Origin of the sequence: Brevibacillus sp. RS1.1, assembly GCF_013284365.1 — a bacterium.
Classification (GTDB): Bacteria; Bacillota; Bacilli; order Brevibacillales; family Brevibacillaceae; genus Brevibacillus; species Brevibacillus brevis_D.
On the sequence record NZ_JABSVA010000003.1, the window covers coordinates 158100 to 178066 of the forward strand.

A 19967-nucleotide genomic window follows, 5' to 3' on the forward strand; every position below is an offset into this window, starting at 1 on the left:
GAGATGTCCCAGCTTTTATTGGAGGAATCGCATTTCTCATGTCGCCCGATTAGATTAATTCCAGGATGTTCTCCAGTTCTTCCATGGAAAGGTCATCATCACCCAGATCACTCGGGGTCAATTCTCCCTTTTCTTTTGATAGGCAATGCTCAATAATGCTGAGCAAGTGATTCCGATAGCTGTCAGCCAATTTCGCAATGGTTTCTTCCTGATACTGGAGACTGCTGTAACCAAAACTGATCTGGAGCTTTCCATCCTCGATCATGCTGGAAATATCCAACAAAAATACCCTCTCCGATTCTGGACTGAAAAGCTGACCCGTCCCGAGTGGCGAGAAAGCAAATCCGCCAGATTTCACATCCGAATCAAATTGCCCGAGGTAGTTAAAACTGATTTCCGGTTGCAGGCTAAATTGCAGGGATGGACGCAGTTTATCCGCCGTCAACGTGCGTAAAATCTCGTAGCCAATTCCTTTTTTTGGAATGCGACGCAAGCTCTCTTTGATTTGCTTGATTTGGTAGGACAAGTCCTTTGATTTTTCCATATCTAGCACGACAGGAAACTGGGATGTAAACCACCCAATCGTTCTAGTCACGTTCATTTCATTCTGAATATCTTCGCGACCGTGACCTTCCAGGTTGATGACAGCATAGTTGGTATTCGCCCACTCTTTCACGGTTAATCCCAACGCAGTCAGCAATAGGTCATTCATTTCGGTGTGATAAGCATGATGGACGTGACGTAACAGGTTTTCTGTCTCTTGAGCTGTCAGCTCGACCTTCACTGTACGGGTGTGCTTTTGTTTACGATCTGCTGTAACAAAATCGGTTGGTAACTTTTCTGCCGTGGCCGTGCTCTCGAGGTTGTGCCAGTACGCCGCTTCTCGTAAAAGCTCGTCACTCTCGGCATAGTTTTGCAGTTGAGCCGACCAATCCTTGAATGAATCTGTCTTTTTCGGCAAAACGATCTCCTGATTGTGGGGAGCCTGCGAATAGGCAGAGGAAAAATCTTCAAACAAGATGCGCCATGAGACGCCATCCACGACCAGATGATGAATGGCAATCAGTAAATGGTCCCCTTCTGTTGTGGAGAAGAGTGCCAAGTGGACGAGTGGTCCCTGTTCCAAATCGATACTGCTTTGGATGTGATTAGACAACTCCCAAATATGAGCTGCACTATTTGCATGGTCTTTCAAGTCATATGAATGGAAGCGGAATCGCTCACCTGTCAGCGCTCGATTGATTTGCGTGATTGTTTCATTCTCCTGTTTGTAGATCATGCGCAACGCATCGTGGTGCTCGACGATTTTATAAAACGCCTGTTGAACAAGTCCCGGGTCAAAGCCATCCTCTCGGAACAGCATGACAGCCTGATTCCAGTGGTGGCGGTCAGTGAAATTGCGCTCGAAGAACCACTTCTGGATGGGCGTCAAGTCAATCTCGCCTTCTACTACTCCCTGATCGCTCTCTCTGTTGTTCGGTATGACATGGGCAGCAACTTGTTCGATGGTCGGATATTGGAACAGTTCCTTCATCGCCAGCGACCAGCCTGCTGCGTGCAGACGCGTGGATACCTGAATGGCTTTGATGGAATCTCCGCCCAATTCAAAGAAGTTGTCTTTCATTCCCACTTGCCCAATTCCCAATACCTCAGCCCAAGTCGTTGCAAGTAAGTGTTCCAGCTCGTTTTGTGGTGCTTCATATTCTCTGCCCGATTTTTCTTCGTGGCTTGGCTTCGGCAATGCTTTGCGGTCAATTTTGTCATTCGGTGTCAACGGCATCTTATCCAACTGAACAAAGAAAGAGGGAACCATATAATTTGGCAATTCTTTTCCCATAAATTCTCGCAATTGAGCCGGACTTGCAGCCCCATCAGCTACATAGTATGCGCACAGGTAAGGTTGCCCTAGGTCATCCAAATGTGTAATGGCTACTGCCTCCACAATCGTCTCATACCGCAACAGAACACTCTCGACTTCGCCCAGCTCTACCCGATGACCGCGTACCTTCACTTGATGGTCGATTCTGCCGAGATACTCGATATTTCCGTCCGGAAGCCATTTAGCCAGATCTCCGGTGCGATACATCTTCTCTCCTGGCACAAACGGATTGTCGACGAATTTTTCTGCCGTCAGTTCTGGTCGATTCCAATATCCTCTGGCTAGCGCCACCCCGCTGATGCACAATTCACCTATTTGACCGACTGTCTTCAATTGCATTTGTTCATCCACGATGAACAGCTTCGTATTCTGAATCGGTTTGCCAATCGTAATGGTCTGACCAACTGGTTCATGTGGCAAAGCCTTCCAAGTCGTCGCGCAAATCGTACTCTCTGTGGGGCCGTAGGCATTGATATAGGTCACTTTCTCTTTCCATTGCTCTACCAACGCGGTAGATGCTGCCGATCCAGCAGTAATCAGGATACGCAATGACGGCATACGATCAGGCTCCAGATAAATGGCATACGTCGGCGGCAACGTGAGAATGGTAATTCCGTTTTTGTGGACGTATTCCTCAAATTTGCGGAAATCGTTGATCGTATCACGCGAGATGATATACAAGGTCGCTCCTGTCAAAAGAGCCATAAACATATCCCACACCGATGCATCAAAAGAAATACTCGCAAAATGTCCTGGCCGATCTTGTGGGGTTACGCCGAAGTGATTCTTGAACATGGCTTGCAAATTGGCTGCCCCTTTGTGCTCCAGCATGACGCCCTTTGGATTGCCAGTAGTACCGGACGTGTAAATGATATAGGCAAGATCAGACGGCTTGTTGATGCAAAGTAGATTGTCTGTTTGTGCCGAATAGCTTTCCGCATCGTCCAAATCGATAATCTCTGCCTGACTGGACACCTTGTGGATCAAGTGAGAATGCGTAAGTACGAGCTTCGCCTGACTGTCCTCAATCATGTAGCGAATTCTTTCTTCGGGATAGTCGGGATCGACCGGCAAAAAGGCTCCGCCAGCTTTTAAAATGGCGAGCGTGGCAATGACCATTTCCAAGGAACGCTCCACCATCATGACAACGATTTGGGAAGGACCTAGCCCTTTTTCCCGCAAAACCGTGGCTAACTGGTTCGCTCTTTCATTGAGCTCTTGGTACGTCATCTGCTTCTCTTCAAATACAATAGCCGTTTGATCAGGCGTATTTGCTACCAGTTCCTCAAAGAGCTGTTGTATGGTCTGGTCTTCCGTATACTCTCTGTCTGTGTGATTGAACTCCACCAGCAACAACTGCTTTTCTTCTGCCGTCAGCATCTCAATCGCTTGAAGCTGCCTATCAGGTTCTGCTGCAACATTGCGTAGAATTTGCATGAAATGACGCGACATTCTATCTACGGTGTCTCTTCTGAACAGCTTGGTGCTGTACTCCAGTCGCAGCAACAGGTCTGTTTCCCGTTCAGTCAGGTGAAAAGACAGGTCGAACTTTGAAATGGCAAGCGCGCTCGTCGGTTCATAAGGATGATAGGTTAGTTGACCCAGTGTTTTTTGGTACAGTTCGTCGGTTTGCAGAATGAACATGGTATCAAAAAGTGGATTGCGTCCCGGATCACGCTGAATCCCAAGCTTTTCAACCAGACTTTCCAATGGATAATCCTGATGATCATAGGCATCAAGAGCATTCTGCTTGACTTCCATCAGAAACTCCTTGAAGGTCTTCTCCGCTGTCGGCTTGTTTCTGATTGCTAGCGTATTGACGAACATGCCGACAATCGGTTCGAGCTCAGCACGCGTCTTGCCGGAGATTGGCGTTCCGACAACAATATCATCCTGCCCTGTATACTTCGAAAGCAGCACATTGTAGGCGGCTAGCAACACCATAAACAACGTCGTTTTCGTTTCTGCAGCCAACGCGTGTAAAGCTTCCAGCAGAGGTCTATCGGTAGCAAGTACGATTTGATCACCCTCAAAGCTTTTCACAGCTGGTCGCGGAAAATCTGTCGGGATCTCCAAGACGCTGTTGTGCCCCTCAAACGCATGGAGCCAATACTCTTCCTGCTTCTTGAAGTCATCTGACTCGGTAAAGCGTTTTTGCCAGACAGAAAAATCTTTGTATTGGATACGTAGCTCCGGTAATTGTCTGCCTTGGTACAATTCCGCCAGTTCATTGAAAATAAGCGGGACGGACGAGGCATCCGCAGCAATATGATGCATGTCATACAAGAGAACATGCCGTTCATCCGAGATTTGCACGAGACCCATGCGCAACAGTGGCGGAACAGCCAGATCAAATGGACGGACAAACGCTTGGAAAATCTCATCGATCTGATGTTCTTCTGCATTCCGATACGTCATTTCCACTTCCACGTGGTCATGAATTTTTTGGACCAGCTGATGTCCTACCATCTCAAAGGAGGTTCTCCAGATTTCGTGACGATCTACCAATGCTTGCAGCGCATGCACCATTTGATCGCGATCCAGTTGACCCTCTAGCATGATCATCCCAGGCGTATTGTAGCTGATGCCCGCTCCTTCCAACTGATGAAGTACGTACATCCGCTGCTGGGCAGAGGATACCGGGTAGTATTCTTGTCGTTCTGCTGGTTGAATCGATGCATCTGACGTATTCTCACTGTTTGCTATCAGCCTGGACAAGGCCCGAACGGTAGGCTGCACAAAGAAATGCTTCAAAGTGAGATCAATTTGAAACTCCCGATGCACATGCGCCACTACCGTCATTGCTTTCAAAGAATGTCCACCCAACTCAAAAAAGTTATCCATCACGCCGATGCCGGAGATGCCAAGGACGTTTTCCCAAATCTTTGCTAGTGTTGCCTCTACTTCATTGGCAGGCGCGGCATACTCCACACCTGTTGTAGGCTTTCCTTCTGGCTTCGGCAGCGCTTTGCGATCGATCTTGCCATTTGGCGTGAGCGGGAAAGTGTCCAGTTGAACCAGATAGGTTGGAACCATATACGCTGGCAGTTCTTGAGATAGATGTGTTCGCAGCGCCACTTCCGAGATGTTTTCTTTACCAGTGAAATAGGCGGCCAGATACGCGTCCCCGCTTCCATCCTGATAAGCAACGACAATCGCTTCATTTGTCATTTCATAGCTGAAAAGAACCGATTCTATCTCCCCGATCTCAATCCGGTATCCTCTCACTTTTACTTGTTCATCCAGGCGTCCAGCGAATTCAATCGTACCGTCCGGGAGCCATCTACCAAGGTCACCCGTCTTGTACATGCGTTCACCTGGCACAAATGGATTGGAAACAAACTTCTCCTCGGTAAGCTCTGGTTTGTTCCAATATCCGCGTGCCAAACCGAGTCCGCCAATGCATATTTCTCCCACTACACCGATTGGTAGCAGCTGGTGCGAATGATCCACGATGTATATGCTTGTATTTGCAATTGGCCGTCCAATGGTGATCGGAGCATCCGGGAGCGCATCGCACAGATAGGTGGCGATAACGCTACTTTCTGTCGGGCCATACGCATTGACCGTAATCATTTGCGGATTCATCTCTTTGCACATCTCAACCAGCTTTGGCGATAGCTTTTCTCCCCCGAGCATGACCATTTTCAGTGGGCTGATCTCTTCGGTGGTGCTGCATTCCAAAATCGCTTGGAACATACTTGGCACACACACCGTGTAGCTGCAACTCCATGATGAGATCAGGTTTTTGAGCGCGATTGGATCTTTCGCTTCTTCATCCTTCGTTAAGACAACCGTTGAACCGGATATAATTAACGCAAAGAAGGTAAGGGCAAAAGCATCGAAGGCAAAGGATAGGGGCAACAAACCTCTGTCATGAACGGATAAGGCCAACTCTTGTTTGTTCCACGTCACACTATTGACAATACCTCGATGCTCCCCCATGACCCCTTTAGGCTTGCCTGTCGTACCCGATGTGTAAATGACATAAGCCAGATTGGTAGCCGTATGAATCGGGTCAAGGTTTGTGGTGATACGAGAATAGTTACTCTTATCCTCGAGATACAGGCATTCCACTCCAGCAGCAACCTTTGCACCGAGATGCTCTTGGGTAAGCACCAGACGAGCCTCGCAATCTTCCAGCATATAAGCAATGCGATCATTTGGATATTCCGGATCGATCGGCACGTATGCTCCGCCAGACTTGAGAATGGCAAGGATACCTATGACCATTTCCAAGGAACGATTGGCCATAATCCCTACTCGTTGGTCAGCTTTCACTCCCTTTTTCCGTAATGTACGAGCAAGTTGATTGGCTTTCTTATTGAGCTCCTGATAGGTCAACTTTTTGTCCCCGCAAACCAGTGCGATTTGATCAGGGGTTTTCCCTACTTGTTCTTCAAATAGCTGGGGAAGTGTGCTTTCCAGCTGAACAGGCTTAGATGTGTCATTGAAATGGACAAGTAGTTCCTGCTTTTCTTGCTCGGTGAGCATCTCTATCTCATACAGAGCCAAGTCCGTTTTCTGAGTGATCTCTTGCAAGATTTGGATGTAATGACGGGACATGCGTTCGATTGTCTCCTGCTTGAACAGCTTGGTGCAAAATTCGAAGCAGAACAGGAGACCTGCATGGTTTTGCGTTGCTTCGAGCGACAATTCAAATTTCGCCATTTTGCCCTCTGGCACGTAAGGCGTCACTGTCATGCCCTCGATGTTGATCGGATCGGCATCCATATTTTGCAAAATGAACAAGGTGTCAAACAATGGATTGCGGCTTCGATTTCGATTAACGGCCAGCTTTTCGACGAGTTCCTCAAACGGGTACTCCCCATGCTCAAAAGCAGCCAGTGTATTGTCCTTCACTTCTTGCAAAAATTGTTTAAAGCTTTTGGTCGCAACCGGCTGATTTCTCATTGCCAGCGTGTTGACGAACATACCCGTGATGCTTTCCGTGTCAGGGTGCGTTCTTCCAGCTGTCACGGTTCCGACTACCATGTCTTCCTGCCCGGAATATTTCGCGAGCAAAACATGGTACGCTGCCATGAGCACCATGTAGAGCGTAGTTCCAGTTTCCGCCGCCACTCGTTGCAAACCATCCGACAGTTGTTTTTCTGAACGGAATAGATGACGTTCGCCCTCAGAGCTTTGAACAGACGGTCGAGAGTAGTCCAAAGGCAGGTTCAAGACAGGAATTTCATCAGCGAATCGTTGGGTCCAATACGCTTCCTGTTTTCTGTACTCGTCTGTCTGTGCCTGACCTTTTTCCCAAACTGCGAAGTCTTTATATTGAATCCGCTGCTCTGGCAAGGATTTGTCTTGATAGAGCTGTGAAAGGTCATTCAGGATGATTTGCGATGACACGCCGTCCGAGATGATATGGTGCATATCGATGATCATGACATGGCGCCGCTCTCCCAGTTTGACCAGGCCAACCCGACTTAATGGCGCCTTTTCCAAATCAAACGGACGCATGAAATCCGTGATGACTTGATTCAAACGCTTCTCTGTCGCTTCCATGTAGGCGATTGGCAGTTTGCATTCCGGATGGATACGTTGAACCAGCTCGCCATTGATGGTATGAAAGGAGGTTCGGAGCGATTCATGACGACTCACAAGACCGGAAATGGCATTCTCCATCTGCTGCACATTCAATTCCCCATCGAGTACCGTCACAACGGGCAGATTGTACACCGTACTAGCCGGATCAAGCTGGTTTAAAATCAGCATGCGTTTTTGCGCAGAGGATACGGGATAATGCTCTTGCATGGCGACCTGTGGAATAGCAAGATACGTTCCTTCCTCTTCACCTTCTACATACTTGGCGATTTCTTGAATAGTTGGTCTATCAAACAAGACGCGAAGCGGAACATCTGTCTGGCAGTCTTTTTGCATCCGGGAAATGAGCTGAATCGCCTTGAGCGAATGTCCGCCCAGCGTGAAAAAATTATCCTGAATACCAATCGGGGAAACGCCGAGTACGCTTTCCCAAATCGCCGCCATTTTCTGTTCCAGCTCGGTTGTCGGAGCGAGGTAATCCGCTCCCGTAAATGCATTCCCCTCAGGGATGGGCAAGGCTCTTCTGTCTGTTTTTCCGTTAGGTGTAACCGGAATCCGCTCCAGCTTCATAAAGAAGGAAGGGATCATATACTCCGGCAGCGTTCGTGATAAGTACGCACGCAGCTCCTCGTTGCTGACTTCCTCTGCCAACACGACATAGGCGCACAAATACTTTCCGCCTGTCTCATCCGTTCTATCGATGACTACGGCTTCCTTAATCAAGGCGTGGTTGAGCAGGTGCGATTCGATTTCTCCCAGCTCGATGCGATGACCCCTGATTTTAACTTGATGGTCGATTCGCCCTAAAAACTCGATATTGCCATCTGGCATCCAACGAGCGAGGTCTCCCGTCCGATACATTCTTTCTCCTGATTGATACGGATTCTCGAGAAACTTCTCCGCAGTCAGCTCCGGATTATGCAAATACCCTCTTCCCACGTTCGCACCAGAGATATACAACTCCCCTACAATGCCCTCAGGTTTCATCTGCAGCTTTTCATCCAGGATGTAAATGCCTGTGTTGCTGATCGGTTTTCCGATTGGAGGCAGCTCTGGTATATCCATGCTTGGGTCCATCGTGAAGGTGGTTACCACATGTGTCTCCGACGGCCCGTAATGATTGTGTAAAAATACGTGATGGTTCCGCAGATATTTTTGTAGCTCATGAGTGACGACGAGCTGTTCTCCAGCTGTGATAATGTGCTTGACGCAACGCGGGAAGCTTTGTGCATAATCTTTTTCGTTAAAGATAAATTTCAAGAAGGATACTGGGAGGGACAAAATGCTGATCTGGTTTTCCTGGATAAACGCAAACAGTTTTTCTACATGGCGTCTCATCTCATTCGTGATGAGATAGAGCTGTCCCCCGGAAAGCAGCGTGGAGAAAATCTCCTGGTAGCAAACATCAAAGCTGCATGTGGTATACTGCAATACTTTTTCATGAAAATCGATGTTGGTCTTCGCAAACGTAAAGTGCATCAGATTTGCCATGTTTTGATGCTCTAGCATGACGCCTTTTGGTTTCCCTGTTGTTCCTGAAGTATAGATGATATAAAATAAGTCCTCTGGTTGATTGATCATTTCGACAGACGCACTGCTCTCTTCCCAGATGGCTGGAGCGCTGATATCTATTGTTTCAGTAGAGGCCGAGACCTTCTCTAGTAGATGCTGCTGGGTCACTACCCATTGAATCCCACTATGCTCGAGCATGTAGGCAATTCGTTCTTCTGGCAGCTCTGGATCAATTGGTACAAATGCACCACCGGCTTTCAAAACCCCAAGAATTCCGACAATCATCTCGATGGATCGATCCATCATCGTACCAACCAGACTGTCTGCTGCAATCCCTTTTCCTCTCAAAAACCTGGCGAGCTGATTGGACTTTTCATCGAGCTCCCGATACGTCAGATGCTGTTCTCCGAATAAGACAGCTACGTGATCAGGTGTCCTTTCCACCTGTTCCATAAAGAGCTCGTGCATGGTTTTCGTTGGATAAGCTGCAGAAGTATCAAGGTTTCTAGCCATTAGCTGTTGTTTTTCAGTTTCTGTCAGCAAGGTAACCTGTTGAAGGTTGACCCTCGGATTGTTTGCCACCCAAGCCGCAATCTGCTTGAGGTGCCCAGCCATTTTTTGGATAAAGGCATCGTCGAAAACAGCAGCATTATAATCAAACCGCATCGCAATCTCTTCTTTGGGCATTACCATAACGGTCATGTCATAATTGGTAGGTTCAAACATCTCGACATTGACAATGGCAAAGCCGACTTGTCGTGTCGCCGCCTTTTTCTGCAAGGCCTCAACTAATGGATAGTTTTCGATGACCATCAGGTGGTCGATCAAGTCTTGCTTCAATACGGAATCGTTTTGAATATCGTACAAAGGCACATGCTCATATGGCTGGGATTGCCGTGTTCTTTGGTGCACATCCTGTATCAAGTCGACAAAGGTTTGATCGTTCTTCGCTTGAACGCGGAATGGAATGGTATTGATAAACAACCCAACCATTTTGTCGATTCCAACGATTTCAGTTGGTCGCCCTGATACAACAGAGCCGAAGAGCACATCATTCGTAGTGTTATAGGATTGGAGCAGAATCCCCCATAAGGTTTGAATCACGGTTGGCAAAGTCACTTGATTTTGACTTGCGATCGCTGAAAGCTGCTGCGTCACCATGCGGTCCAGCACAAAACGATATTGCGCTGGTAGAAAGGCATTGCTAGAAGACTTCCCAAATCTCGGCAAAGAAGTTTGCTGTTCAAACTGTTCCAGATAGTCTCTCCAATATGCGAGAGCAGCCTCTTTATCTTGCTTTCCCAGCCAGCGAATAAATTGGCTGTAAGGCTGAACTGGATCAAGGGAAATCGGAGCCCCGTTCTTTAAGGATAAATAGACGGAAAGTAAGTCATCAAAAATAATGCTAAAGCACCAACCATCCATGAGTATGTGATGAAAACTCCAGATGATTTCATATTTGCTCTCCGTCATTTGGAAAATAGCTACTCTCATCAACGAATCTTTCGCCAGATGAAAGGTTTTCTCTTGGTCATTCCTTTTGTACTGCGTGTAGCGCTGCTGTTTTTCTTGCTCGTCGTATGCAGTTAGATCGCAAAATAAGATGGGAATGGGCCGTTCCTTCATGACAACCTGCAAAGGCTGCTTTAATTTTTCATAGAGAAACAGCGTGCGAAACACATCAAATCTCTCTACCAGCACATGCAAGCTATTGGTATACAAACCAACATCAAGATTGCCCTCGATCGAAACGGACATTTGCACAAGATGAGAGTTATGTTCTTCGTCTAGCAAGGCGTGAAATAACATTCCCTCTTGCATGGGCGTCAATAAATACATATCTTGTACTTGTTCTTTGCTAAAAACACTCATTCCGGCACCTCGATATCGACATTATTCGTCATATTTGTAATAAAATGTAAATAAAAGGCGTATTTTACCCCATGAAATTTTAGCAAGTGCTTCTCTAGTTAAGCGTATTGGCAAGTACTTCGAAGATGTCGTCCATTTCTTCCATTTGAAGTCCTTTTAGACTAAAGTCACTGGGAGTCCGTTCGACTTCTTTTTTCTGCGAGCAATGCGTAATGATCGACCGGAGATGTTTTTGATAGCTCTTACTCAATTGATGGATGGACTCTTCTCTAAACTGCTCCTCGCTGTAAGTAAACGTGATGAGAAGCTCCCCACCTTCCATTCTTCCTGTAATATTCAAGGAAGTGTAAATCTCCGAATCCGGACTCAGATTGTTCTTCCCATCCGCACCGAGTGAGTTGCCAGCACTATAAGGAGAACGGATGAACATTTCACTGGTAAGGCCTGAGTCAAACTGACCCAAGTAGTTAAACGTTACTTCGGGTTGCAAGGAAAAGGACAAGGCACGTCGTTTTTCCGGTTCTGTCATATATTTTAAAATTTCATAGCCAATGCCTTTATTGGGGATCTTCCTTAGGTTTTCTTTCGTGCATTTGATATGGTCAGGTAAGTGATTGATTTGACTCAAATCTAGTAAAACTGGATATTGGGACGTAAACCATCCAATAGTTCTTGTCACGTTAGCGTGTTCGATCACATCCTCGCGTCCGTGCCCTTCGACATTAATTACGATTTGGTCAAGCCTGCTCCACTCTGCAACGGCCAGCCCCAACGCTGCCAGTAACAAATCATTGATCTCTGTTTGATAAGCAGAATTTGCCTGCTTCAACAATTGTTCGGTTTCCTCTGCTAGCAATCCGACCTGTATGTTGCGGATACTCCTCTGTTTGCTACCCACCGTTTCATAGTCTTTAGGAAGGGGAGCATTCTTAGCTGTAGATTCAACATTCTCCCAATACGGGATTTCTCTCGTCAATGCATCACTATTTGCATATTCGTTAAGCCATACTGCCCAATTTTTAAAAGAATCCGTTTTTTCTGGGAGAACGATATCTTTGCCTGCTAGTACCTGACTGTATGCAGTTGCTAGATCCTCAAACAGAATGCGCCAGGAAATTCCATCCATGACTAAATGATGGATAGCCAAAAACAAATGATCGCCTTGGTGCGTATGGAACAAGGCTGCCTTTACCAACTGTCCCTCTTGTAAATTCATGTTGCCATGCAAGCGTTTCGTCTCTTCTTCGATTGCTTGCTGGACATCCGAGTGCGAGGTCAAATCATATGGAAGGAACTCGTATAATTCGCCACCCAATCCACGATTCTGTTGAACGATTCTCCCATTCTCGTTCCGATAGACCATGCGTAGCGCGTCATGATGCGAAAGGATTTTATCCAAGGCCTTTCGGATCGCTTCAGGATCAAATCCCTGCTCACGATACAACACATACGATTGGTTCCAATGGAACATATTCGTAAAGTTCTTTTCAAAGAACCACTGTTGAATGGGTGTTAAGGTAACAGGGCCTTCGATAATTCCCTGCTCGCTTCTCCTCGTCGTACTTTTGACATAGAGAGCAACCTGCGAAATTGTCGGGTAATTCAACAAATCTTTCGTGTCTAGCTTTCGTTGATAGGCATGCAAACGAGCAGCGACCTGGATCGCTTGAATGGAATCCCCACCGAGTGAGTAAAAATTATCGCGAATTCCAATTTTCTCGATTCCCAATACCTCTTGCCATACGGTTGCGAGAATCGATTCTGTCTGATTTCTAGGAGGTTCGTACACAAGATTTGTCTCAGCAGTAACATCAGGTTCTGGCAATGCTTTTCGATCAATTTTGTCATTCGGCGTGAGCGGCATTTTATCCAGCTTCACGAAATAAGAAGGAAGCATGTACGTAGGAAGCTTTTGAGCGGCATATTCTCTCATCTGCGAAGGAGTTACTTCCAGTTGCGAAATAAAATAAGCGCACAAATAAGGTTGAGCGTGTTGGTCTTCTCTTGCGATTACCACTGCCTCTTTTATTTGTTCATGTTTCAGCAAAACGGACTCGATTTCACCCAACTCGATCCGATGACCTCTGATTTTCACCTGATGGTCGATTCTGCCGAGAAACTCAATTTCTCCATTCGGCAGCCATTTGGCTAGGTCTCCTGTCCTGTACATCTTCTCTCCTGGTACGAACGGATTATCCACAAATTTTTCGGCGGTCAAGTCTGGGCGATTCCAGTATCCTCTGGCTAAGCCTACTCCACCTATGCATAATTCGCCTTCACTGCCAATTGGCTGCAATTGTAGCTCTTCATTGACAATATAAGCGGATGTATTTTGAATCGGTTTGCCGATTGGGATCGTTTGGTTGACGAGCACATTGGAAGGTGCCTCCCAAATCGTCGCGCATATGCTTGTTTCCGTAGGTCCGTAAGCATTCACGTACCTGACTTTGTTTTTCCATTTATTCACTAAAGGGAAGTTGGCAGCTGAACCTGCCGTAATCATGATGCGAAGGGGAGTAATATGATCTGGGTTGAGGTGAGTCAAATAAGTGGGTGGCAACGTGATGATGGTCAATTCATTTTCATTCACATAGTTTTCAAAACGGATGAAATCATGAATCGTCTGTTTAGAAAGGATATAGAGGCTGGCACCGGTTAATAAAGCCATGAACATTTCCCATACCGATGCGTCAAATGACATGCTGGCAAACTGTCCAACCCTGTCTGCAGGTGTTACACCAAACGTATTTTGAAAGAATGATTGCAAATTCGCGATCCCTTTATGCTCCAGCATGGTTCCTTTTGGATTGCCGGTAGTGCCTGACGTATAAATGACATACGCTATGTCAGTAGGTTTGCTTGGCAAGTGAAGATTGGAATCTGAGTGAGTATCCAGTTGTTCTTCCTCGAGCACGACTACAGAACCACGGTATCCGACGTCATAAACAAGTTGCCTGACGTTTTTCTGGGTGATGACGATCTTGGTTTGACTGTCTTGCAGGATATATTGAATCCGATCTTGGGGATATTCGATATCGATGGGAACGTACGCTCCGCCTGCCTTGAGAATGGCCAGAATAGCTGTCACATTTTCAATGGATTTCTCCATCATCACACCGACAATGCTGTCTGTTGTAATCCCTTTTTCGATCAGTGCTCTCGCTAATTGGTTGGCCTTCCGGTTAAGCTCCTGGTATGTTAAGCGCTCATTTTCATAAACGATGGCAACTCGGTGTGGCACAGCTTCTACCTGTTCCTCAAACAACTGATGGATCGACTTATCCAGTGGATACTCGGCCTTTGTATCATTAAACACGGCTACCTGTTCTTTTTCCCACTCCAAGTCAATGAGATTGGCCTGATTTGATAACATATGTCCCCTCCGATAATTGGCAAACTTTAGTCTATCGTGTGCCAATACAATGCGATGACCAAACAAGTGAACGCAACTGAAAGGAAATGGTCTGCGAAATCTGAAGATGAAGTCTCAGTGACCAATGGCTCACACTGGAAACTCCATCATCAACACCATTTAATATAATGGCCGAATGTAATAAAGTGTCTGGGTTTTTGTGTCTATTTTGTAAATATTACCCAGATTCATATTACTATCGTCATGAACCAATTTTCATCTACAAATTTTCCACCATTTTACACCGGTTCACAATGGGAAAAATTCCCTGTTTCCTCAAAGCAGTTTTCAGGACAAAAGTCACTTTCCAATTTTTATCCAAAAACAAATGTACTGGCCTTCACACCTCCTTAGAATCCAGCAGAATAGCGTATTCATATGCACCTGCTTGAGAAACTGTTATTCATTATAACAGAGAGCGTTTTAGAAATCAGTTAAAAATAGTCATTTTCTGTAAAATGAGCAACTTTTTACCTAAGTCAATCTTCATTTCCTCCAAAAAAAGCTCACACTTTCTGGTTTCATTCGAAAGTGTGAGCCTTTTGAGTTAGGTAGCACGCATCAATTCCCGATCTCGTTTCCCGTGTAACCAGTAATAAAGGGGGATACTGAAAAGAATAAAGGCAACCATCCCGCCGAAAATCGTACGATATCCTGTATGCGGTACGATAAATCCGAGTAAATAGGGCCCGATTCCTAATCCTAGATCATACATAATGTAGTAAGTAGAGGTTGCTAGTCCAAAGCGATGCGGAGCTGTCACCTTCACAGCTACCGTTTGGGCAATGGAGTTAAAGTTTCCGAAGCCTACTCCAATCAACGCAGCAGATAGTAGCAGCATCAAGGAAGTCGAGGCTTGACTGAATAGAAGCATCCCGACAGCAAAGATCACCAGGCTGGGGTATGTCACAATGTTCGCCCCTCTTGCGTCCATAAGCTTTCCTGAAAATGGTCGCGAGAGGATAATGACAATGGCATACACCAAAAAGAAATAACTCGCAGTTGAGGAGAGATTAATTTCTTCCGCATAAAACGATAGAAATGACAAGACACCCGAATAGCTGAAGCCGATTAATAAGGCAATAAATGAAATCGGCAAGGCTTTCGGCTCGATGAATTTCGAAAGCAGTGAACCTGTTTCTTCCTCTTTTACATTCGCGGAAGGAAGCGGAACATTGATTTTTGCCATGGCATAAAACAGCAAGCAAATCAGGGAAAACACGACATTCATCGTAAAGATCCAGGTGAAACCATTTTCAAGCCGCAACAAGATCATGCCGAGAAAAGGACCAATGGCAGTGGCTAAAATCGCACTTAAACTGTAATAGCCTATCCCCTCACCCTTGCGAGACGCTGGCAAGATTTGAGCAATAATGGTACCTGTTGCAGTACTGGCAATACCAACGGCAATCCCTTGCAGCAAACGATTTACCAGTAAAAAGCTGATATGGACAGCAAAAAAGTAAAGCAACGAGGTGACAGCAAAAAATCCCAACCCAATCCATAGCGTTTTTTTCGTACCAATATAACTAATGGCTCTTCCCGTAAGTAATCGGCCAATCAAAGCACCAATGATAAAGATACTGGAAACCAATCCAGCTAAACTGGTTGAAGCGAGAAATTCTGTTTTGGCGTACGAAGCAATCGTAACCATTAGTAAGAAATACATCAGTGTCAAAAGAAAATTGATGAAAGAAACAATGACGAACTCTTTTGTCCAAAGCCTATCCTGATTCACTGCTTACCCTCTTCTCTTTAGATTCATGATTAGTTTTTCCAGTACTGTGGCTGCTGCGTCTCTTTCTTCTTGTGAGATACCTTCCATTAATTCTTCCAAGAATGGATCAGTCGCTTCCATAATCGTTTTATGGAGCGCTTCCCCTTTCTCTGACAGGCACATAATTTTTTGCCGTTTGTCTGCACCTGATAAAATCGAAATCATTTCACGCGCAGCTAATTTTTGGGCAATGGGTGTAATAGCCGGCTTCTCTACTTGCCAATAATCGGCGACATCGCTAAAGGTAGCAGGACCGTTATCTTTGAGATAACGGATCAACGCCCATTGTGTGACGGATATATCTCTTTCCTTGCTGTTTGAGAAGGTCAAAATTCAAAATTGGTTTCCGTGTGGCTTTTTCCACGAACATTCGTCTAACCCTATATCATCATACAAAAGGAGAAAATCATGCTGGAAAAAAGGTTGTTCGTCATTCACTTTCTATTATTGCTTTTCTTCGTACTTTCTTTTCCAATACCTACGCTTGCGAAGGAATCCACCATTCAAAATCCGTATTACGTATTTAGCTGGGATGAGAAAGGCAATGTCCGCATTACCGATTTGGCAAAAAACGAAATCCTCTCTTCCATTCAATACCAAGCCGAATATGGTACCATTTATAATGCGATGACTCCTTCTCTTCCGAAAGGATCCAAACAAATAACGTTGGATCAAAGCCCACCATTTCAACCAGGCGCAGCCATCGAAATTCGATCCGAATCATTTGGCGGCAGAATGAATGCTCCGCTTGTTCATCAGGCGAAAGTGACTTCCGTCCGTGGAAATGATTTGTATTTCTCTCCACCAACGACGAAAGTGATCGACCGGAACATTTTTATCAAACGGGGCAGCCACTGGGTTCGTAAGTGGGATGATGTAAAGGTGGAACACCGGGAGACTGCCACTGGTAACACAGTCATCGTCACTGGTCAGACCCCGATTGCAGTGGTTTCAACCCAATATACATTGCAAAAAAATAGCCCAGCCATCGATATCACTGTAAAAACCACCTACAAGCGAGCGGCAAAGGTTTTTCGTGAAACGTTCGACCTGCAATTCAAGCCAAATGTAACAGAGGTATATCGCAAGAATCGGAAAGTGGACACACAAAAATTCCAAGCTTCTTACTGGCTGGATCACCAAGGTGCGAAATTTGGTCAAGGGAAGCAAGCAGCTTTTTTGTACCATGCCCCCAACGTGTCTTCACTTGAATTGAATACAACGCAAAAACAGCTCATCGTGAATCTGGATCACATGAACGATCACAGATACGTACAGCAAACCTCCACGAATCAGGTCGGAAAAGTCCGCCACGCTTCCGAATATCGCGCAAACGATGTACGGACGAATTCCTTCTCGCTAGTAGTTGGGTATCAACCGAAGCTCATGCCACGATTTATGAGTCAGCCTTCAGGTTTTTTGGCGACTCATGTATGGACAGAGCATGCTGATGAACAGACGCTGCAAACAAATCGGGCTGTTTATTTCGGTTCCGAGAAGATTTCATCGTCGGCACAAGCGACAGGCGGTTTTGTCAAACACCGAATTCCGGTTACGAAAAGCGTGTTTTACTCGAATCCTTATTTTCAAGAGAAATCGCCTGTCAATGTCGCCATTGCGCAAAGCCCTGAATTTTTGCAGTTTCTGGATGATCTGAATCGGAACGGCGATGATATTGGTCTACATACCCTCTATCCTTACGAAATCAGGCACTATCAAAAGACTACGGAAGATGCGTTGCAAGTAATGAAAGATCACTTCCAAAGCCGCACATGGATTGACCATGGGTATTTGAAGTCTAGTTTTGCCTTTAACGCACTTGACATCCAAACTGCGAATTACTTGGCGCATCAGTGGAAAAAATACGGCACATCCTATTTTTGGCACTACAGCTCAGAAGATATCGCCAATCCCAATAATGGTCTTGATCTGTACCAAACCCCAAAAGGCGACTCCCTGCGCACTCCTCTCTATTGGTCGCATCCGACAGTGACTGGCCCGTTTTATTCATGGTCGGCAGCCACCATTCCAGAATATTCACTAAACCTGTATCGGGAGCAAAATCTCCAGCAGCTCATTCAAAATCGTGGGGTTTTTATCAACCATACCTACTTGGCGAGATTTCCATCCAAAAAGCAAGGCGGGAAATTTATCATTCGAGATGCCCAAGGAAACTGGATCATCCATCCCGATTTTGACCGCTTGCTGAAGCGAATGGAAACGCTGCGCGATCAAGGCCAATTGCATTTGACAACCGTACGTGAAATCATGGATTATTGGCTCGCCCTCTCTCAAGTCAGAATGGAATATGCACCAAACGGCTCTATCGTTTTGCACAATCGTGGCGAGCACAAGATTTCTGGTCTTTCCATGGCGACAAAGGCTTCGGAAGTCTATGTGAACGGAATGAAGCCCTCACAAAAGAAAGCGGATGGCGATCTTATCTTTTGGTTCGATCTGGAGCCGAATGCAGTTGCTATCATTGCTGCAAACAAATTGGATAGCATTGCATTCCCGAAATAAAAGGAAAACAAATACAAAAAGAAGCCTCCCTTCATTTTTCCAGGGAAGCTTCTTATTCCTTTATCTATTGAGACAATTTTACCAAGCTGTAGTTTTTCTTGCCTTTGCGGATAATGATGAAGCGGCCGCCGATAGCAAGACTTGGTGTTACTTCCAGTTCCAAATCGGTTACGCGCTCGCCATTCATGGAGATAGCACCTTTTGTAATATCCTCACGTGCTTGACGTTTGGATGGCTCAATGCCGATCTCAACGAGCCAGTCGACAATGTTCTTCGTTTCGAGGGTAGATTCGAATGTCGGCATTTCTTTGAAGCCTTGCTCGATTTCATCTGCCGACAGCGATTTAATATCTCCAGTAAACAAAGCTGCTGTAATGCGCTTCGCCTGCTCCAGCAATTCCTCGCCGTGGACAAATCTCGTCATTTCCTCAGCCAGCGCTTTTTGCGCCTCGCGTTTATGTGGCTCAGACTGTACTTTTTCCGCCAGCTCTTCAATTTGCTCTTTGGAGAGGAACGTAAAGTATTTCAAGTATTTCACAACATCGCGGTCATCGGTATTCGCCCAGAATTGGTAGAATTCAAATGGTGTTGTTTTGTTTGGATCGAGCCAGATGGCTCCTCCTGCTGTCTTCCCGAATTTCGTACCATCTGCCTTCAGCATCAAAGGAATTGTGAGACCGAATGCTTTGGCTTCTGATCCTTCTTTTTTGCGGATCAGATCGAGACCGCTTGTGATGTTGCCCCATTGGTCGGAACCGCCGATTTGCAGCTGAACATCTTCATGTTTGTACAGATGCAGGTAATCCAGCGATTGCAGAATTTGATAGGAAAACTCCGTAAACGAAATACCGCTTTCCAGTCTGCTCGACACAACATCCTTGGCAAGCATCGTATTGATGCTGAAGTTTTTCCCGTAATCCCGCAAAAATTCAATAACATTGATTTTGTGCGTCCAGTCGTAGTTGTTCACCAAACGGATTTGGTTGTCGCCTTCTGTAATGAACAGCTTTTTCATCTGTGCGGTGAGTTTGTCGACGTTCTCCTGAATTTGTTCCAGTGTTTGCAAAGAACGCTCGGATTGACGGCCGCTCGGATCACCAATCGTACCTGTTGCACCACCGATCAAAATGACCGGGCGATGACCAGCAAGCTGGAAGCGTTTCAGTACCATAAAAGGAATCAAGTGACCGATATGCATGCTGTCACCTGTTGGATCGACACCACAATATAACGAGACTGCTTTTTCATTTGTTAATTCTCGCAGCCCTTCTGCATCTGTTTGCTGATTGACGGCTTCGCGCCATTCGAGTTCGTCGATAATATTCACTGCCATACACTCCTTCAATCTCCTATGGTAAAAAACAAAAAATCGCCCCTTGTCTATTGTAGACATAGGGACGATTGAATAACCGTGTTACCACCCATCTTGCACCAAT

At 45.9% G+C, this 19967-nt stretch carries 6 protein-coding genes and 1 other annotated feature (1 of these 7 only partly in view); of the genes, 1 reads left to right on the forward strand and 5 read right to left on the reverse strand.

Annotated elements, in window-relative coordinates; all coding sequences use genetic code 11:
• Nucleotides 1-49: 49 nt before the first annotated feature.
• The 4 genes from tycB to HP570_RS11205 all read right to left on the reverse strand — a co-directional run bounded on the left by tycB (nucleotide 50) and on the right by HP570_RS11205 (nucleotide 16338).
• On the reverse strand, nucleotides 50-10819 hold the full coding sequence (gene tycB, locus HP570_RS11190) for a tyrocidine non-ribosomal peptide synthetase TycB (protein ID WP_173625811.1): 10770 nt from the start codon (nucleotides 10817-10819) through the stop codon (nucleotides 50-52).
• 94 nt (nucleotides 10820-10913) lie between these two features.
• Nucleotides 10914-14192, reverse strand: coding sequence for a tyrocidine non-ribosomal peptide synthetase TycA (gene tycA / locus HP570_RS11195; protein WP_173625812.1), 3279 nt, complete (start codon nucleotides 14190-14192; stop codon nucleotides 10914-10916).
• Between the two features lie 586 nt (nucleotides 14193-14778).
• Nucleotides 14779-15969, reverse strand: a complete 1191-nt coding sequence (locus HP570_RS11200; protein ID WP_064199528.1) for an MFS transporter — start codon at nucleotides 15967-15969, stop codon at nucleotides 14779-14781.
• 3 nt (nucleotides 15970-15972) lie between these two features.
• Nucleotides 15973-16338, reverse strand: coding sequence for a MarR family winged helix-turn-helix transcriptional regulator (locus HP570_RS11205; RefSeq protein WP_064199529.1), 366 nt, complete (start codon nucleotides 16336-16338; stop codon nucleotides 15973-15975).
• Nucleotides 16339-16416: 78 nt separating this feature from the next.
• Between HP570_RS11205 and HP570_RS11210 the strand changes: the two genes are divergently transcribed.
• A complete protein-coding gene (locus HP570_RS11210) occupies nucleotides 16417-18531 on the forward strand; it encodes a hypothetical protein (RefSeq protein WP_173625813.1) in 2115 nt (704 codons plus the stop codon).
• Between the two features lie 64 nt (nucleotides 18532-18595).
• Here the strand turns inward: HP570_RS11210 and tyrS are convergent, their stop codons facing one another.
• Complete coding sequence (gene tyrS / locus HP570_RS11215) at nucleotides 18596-19864, reverse strand: tyrosine--tRNA ligase (RefSeq protein WP_015891079.1); 1269 nt, start codon at nucleotides 19862-19864, stop codon at nucleotides 18596-18598.
• Between the two features lie 57 nt (nucleotides 19865-19921).
• Nucleotides 19922-19967: a binding site (T-box leader), on the reverse strand (it continues 184 nt past the right edge of the window).

Coding starts and splice junctions, on each gene's coding strand:
- tyrS (WP_015891079.1), bottom strand. CDS start 19,864: ATGGCAGTGAATATTATCGACGAACTCGAATGGCGCGAAGCCGTCAAT.
- HP570_RS11210 (WP_173625813.1), top strand. CDS start 16,417: ATGCTGGAAAAAAGGTTGTTCGTCATTCACTTTCTATTATTGCTTTTC.
- tycB (WP_173625811.1), bottom strand. CDS start 10,819: ATGAGTGTTTTTAGCAAAGAACAAGTACAAGATATGTATTTATTGACG.
- tycA (WP_173625812.1), bottom strand. CDS start 14,192: ATGTTATCAAATCAGGCCAATCTCATTGACTTGGAGTGGGAAAAAGAA.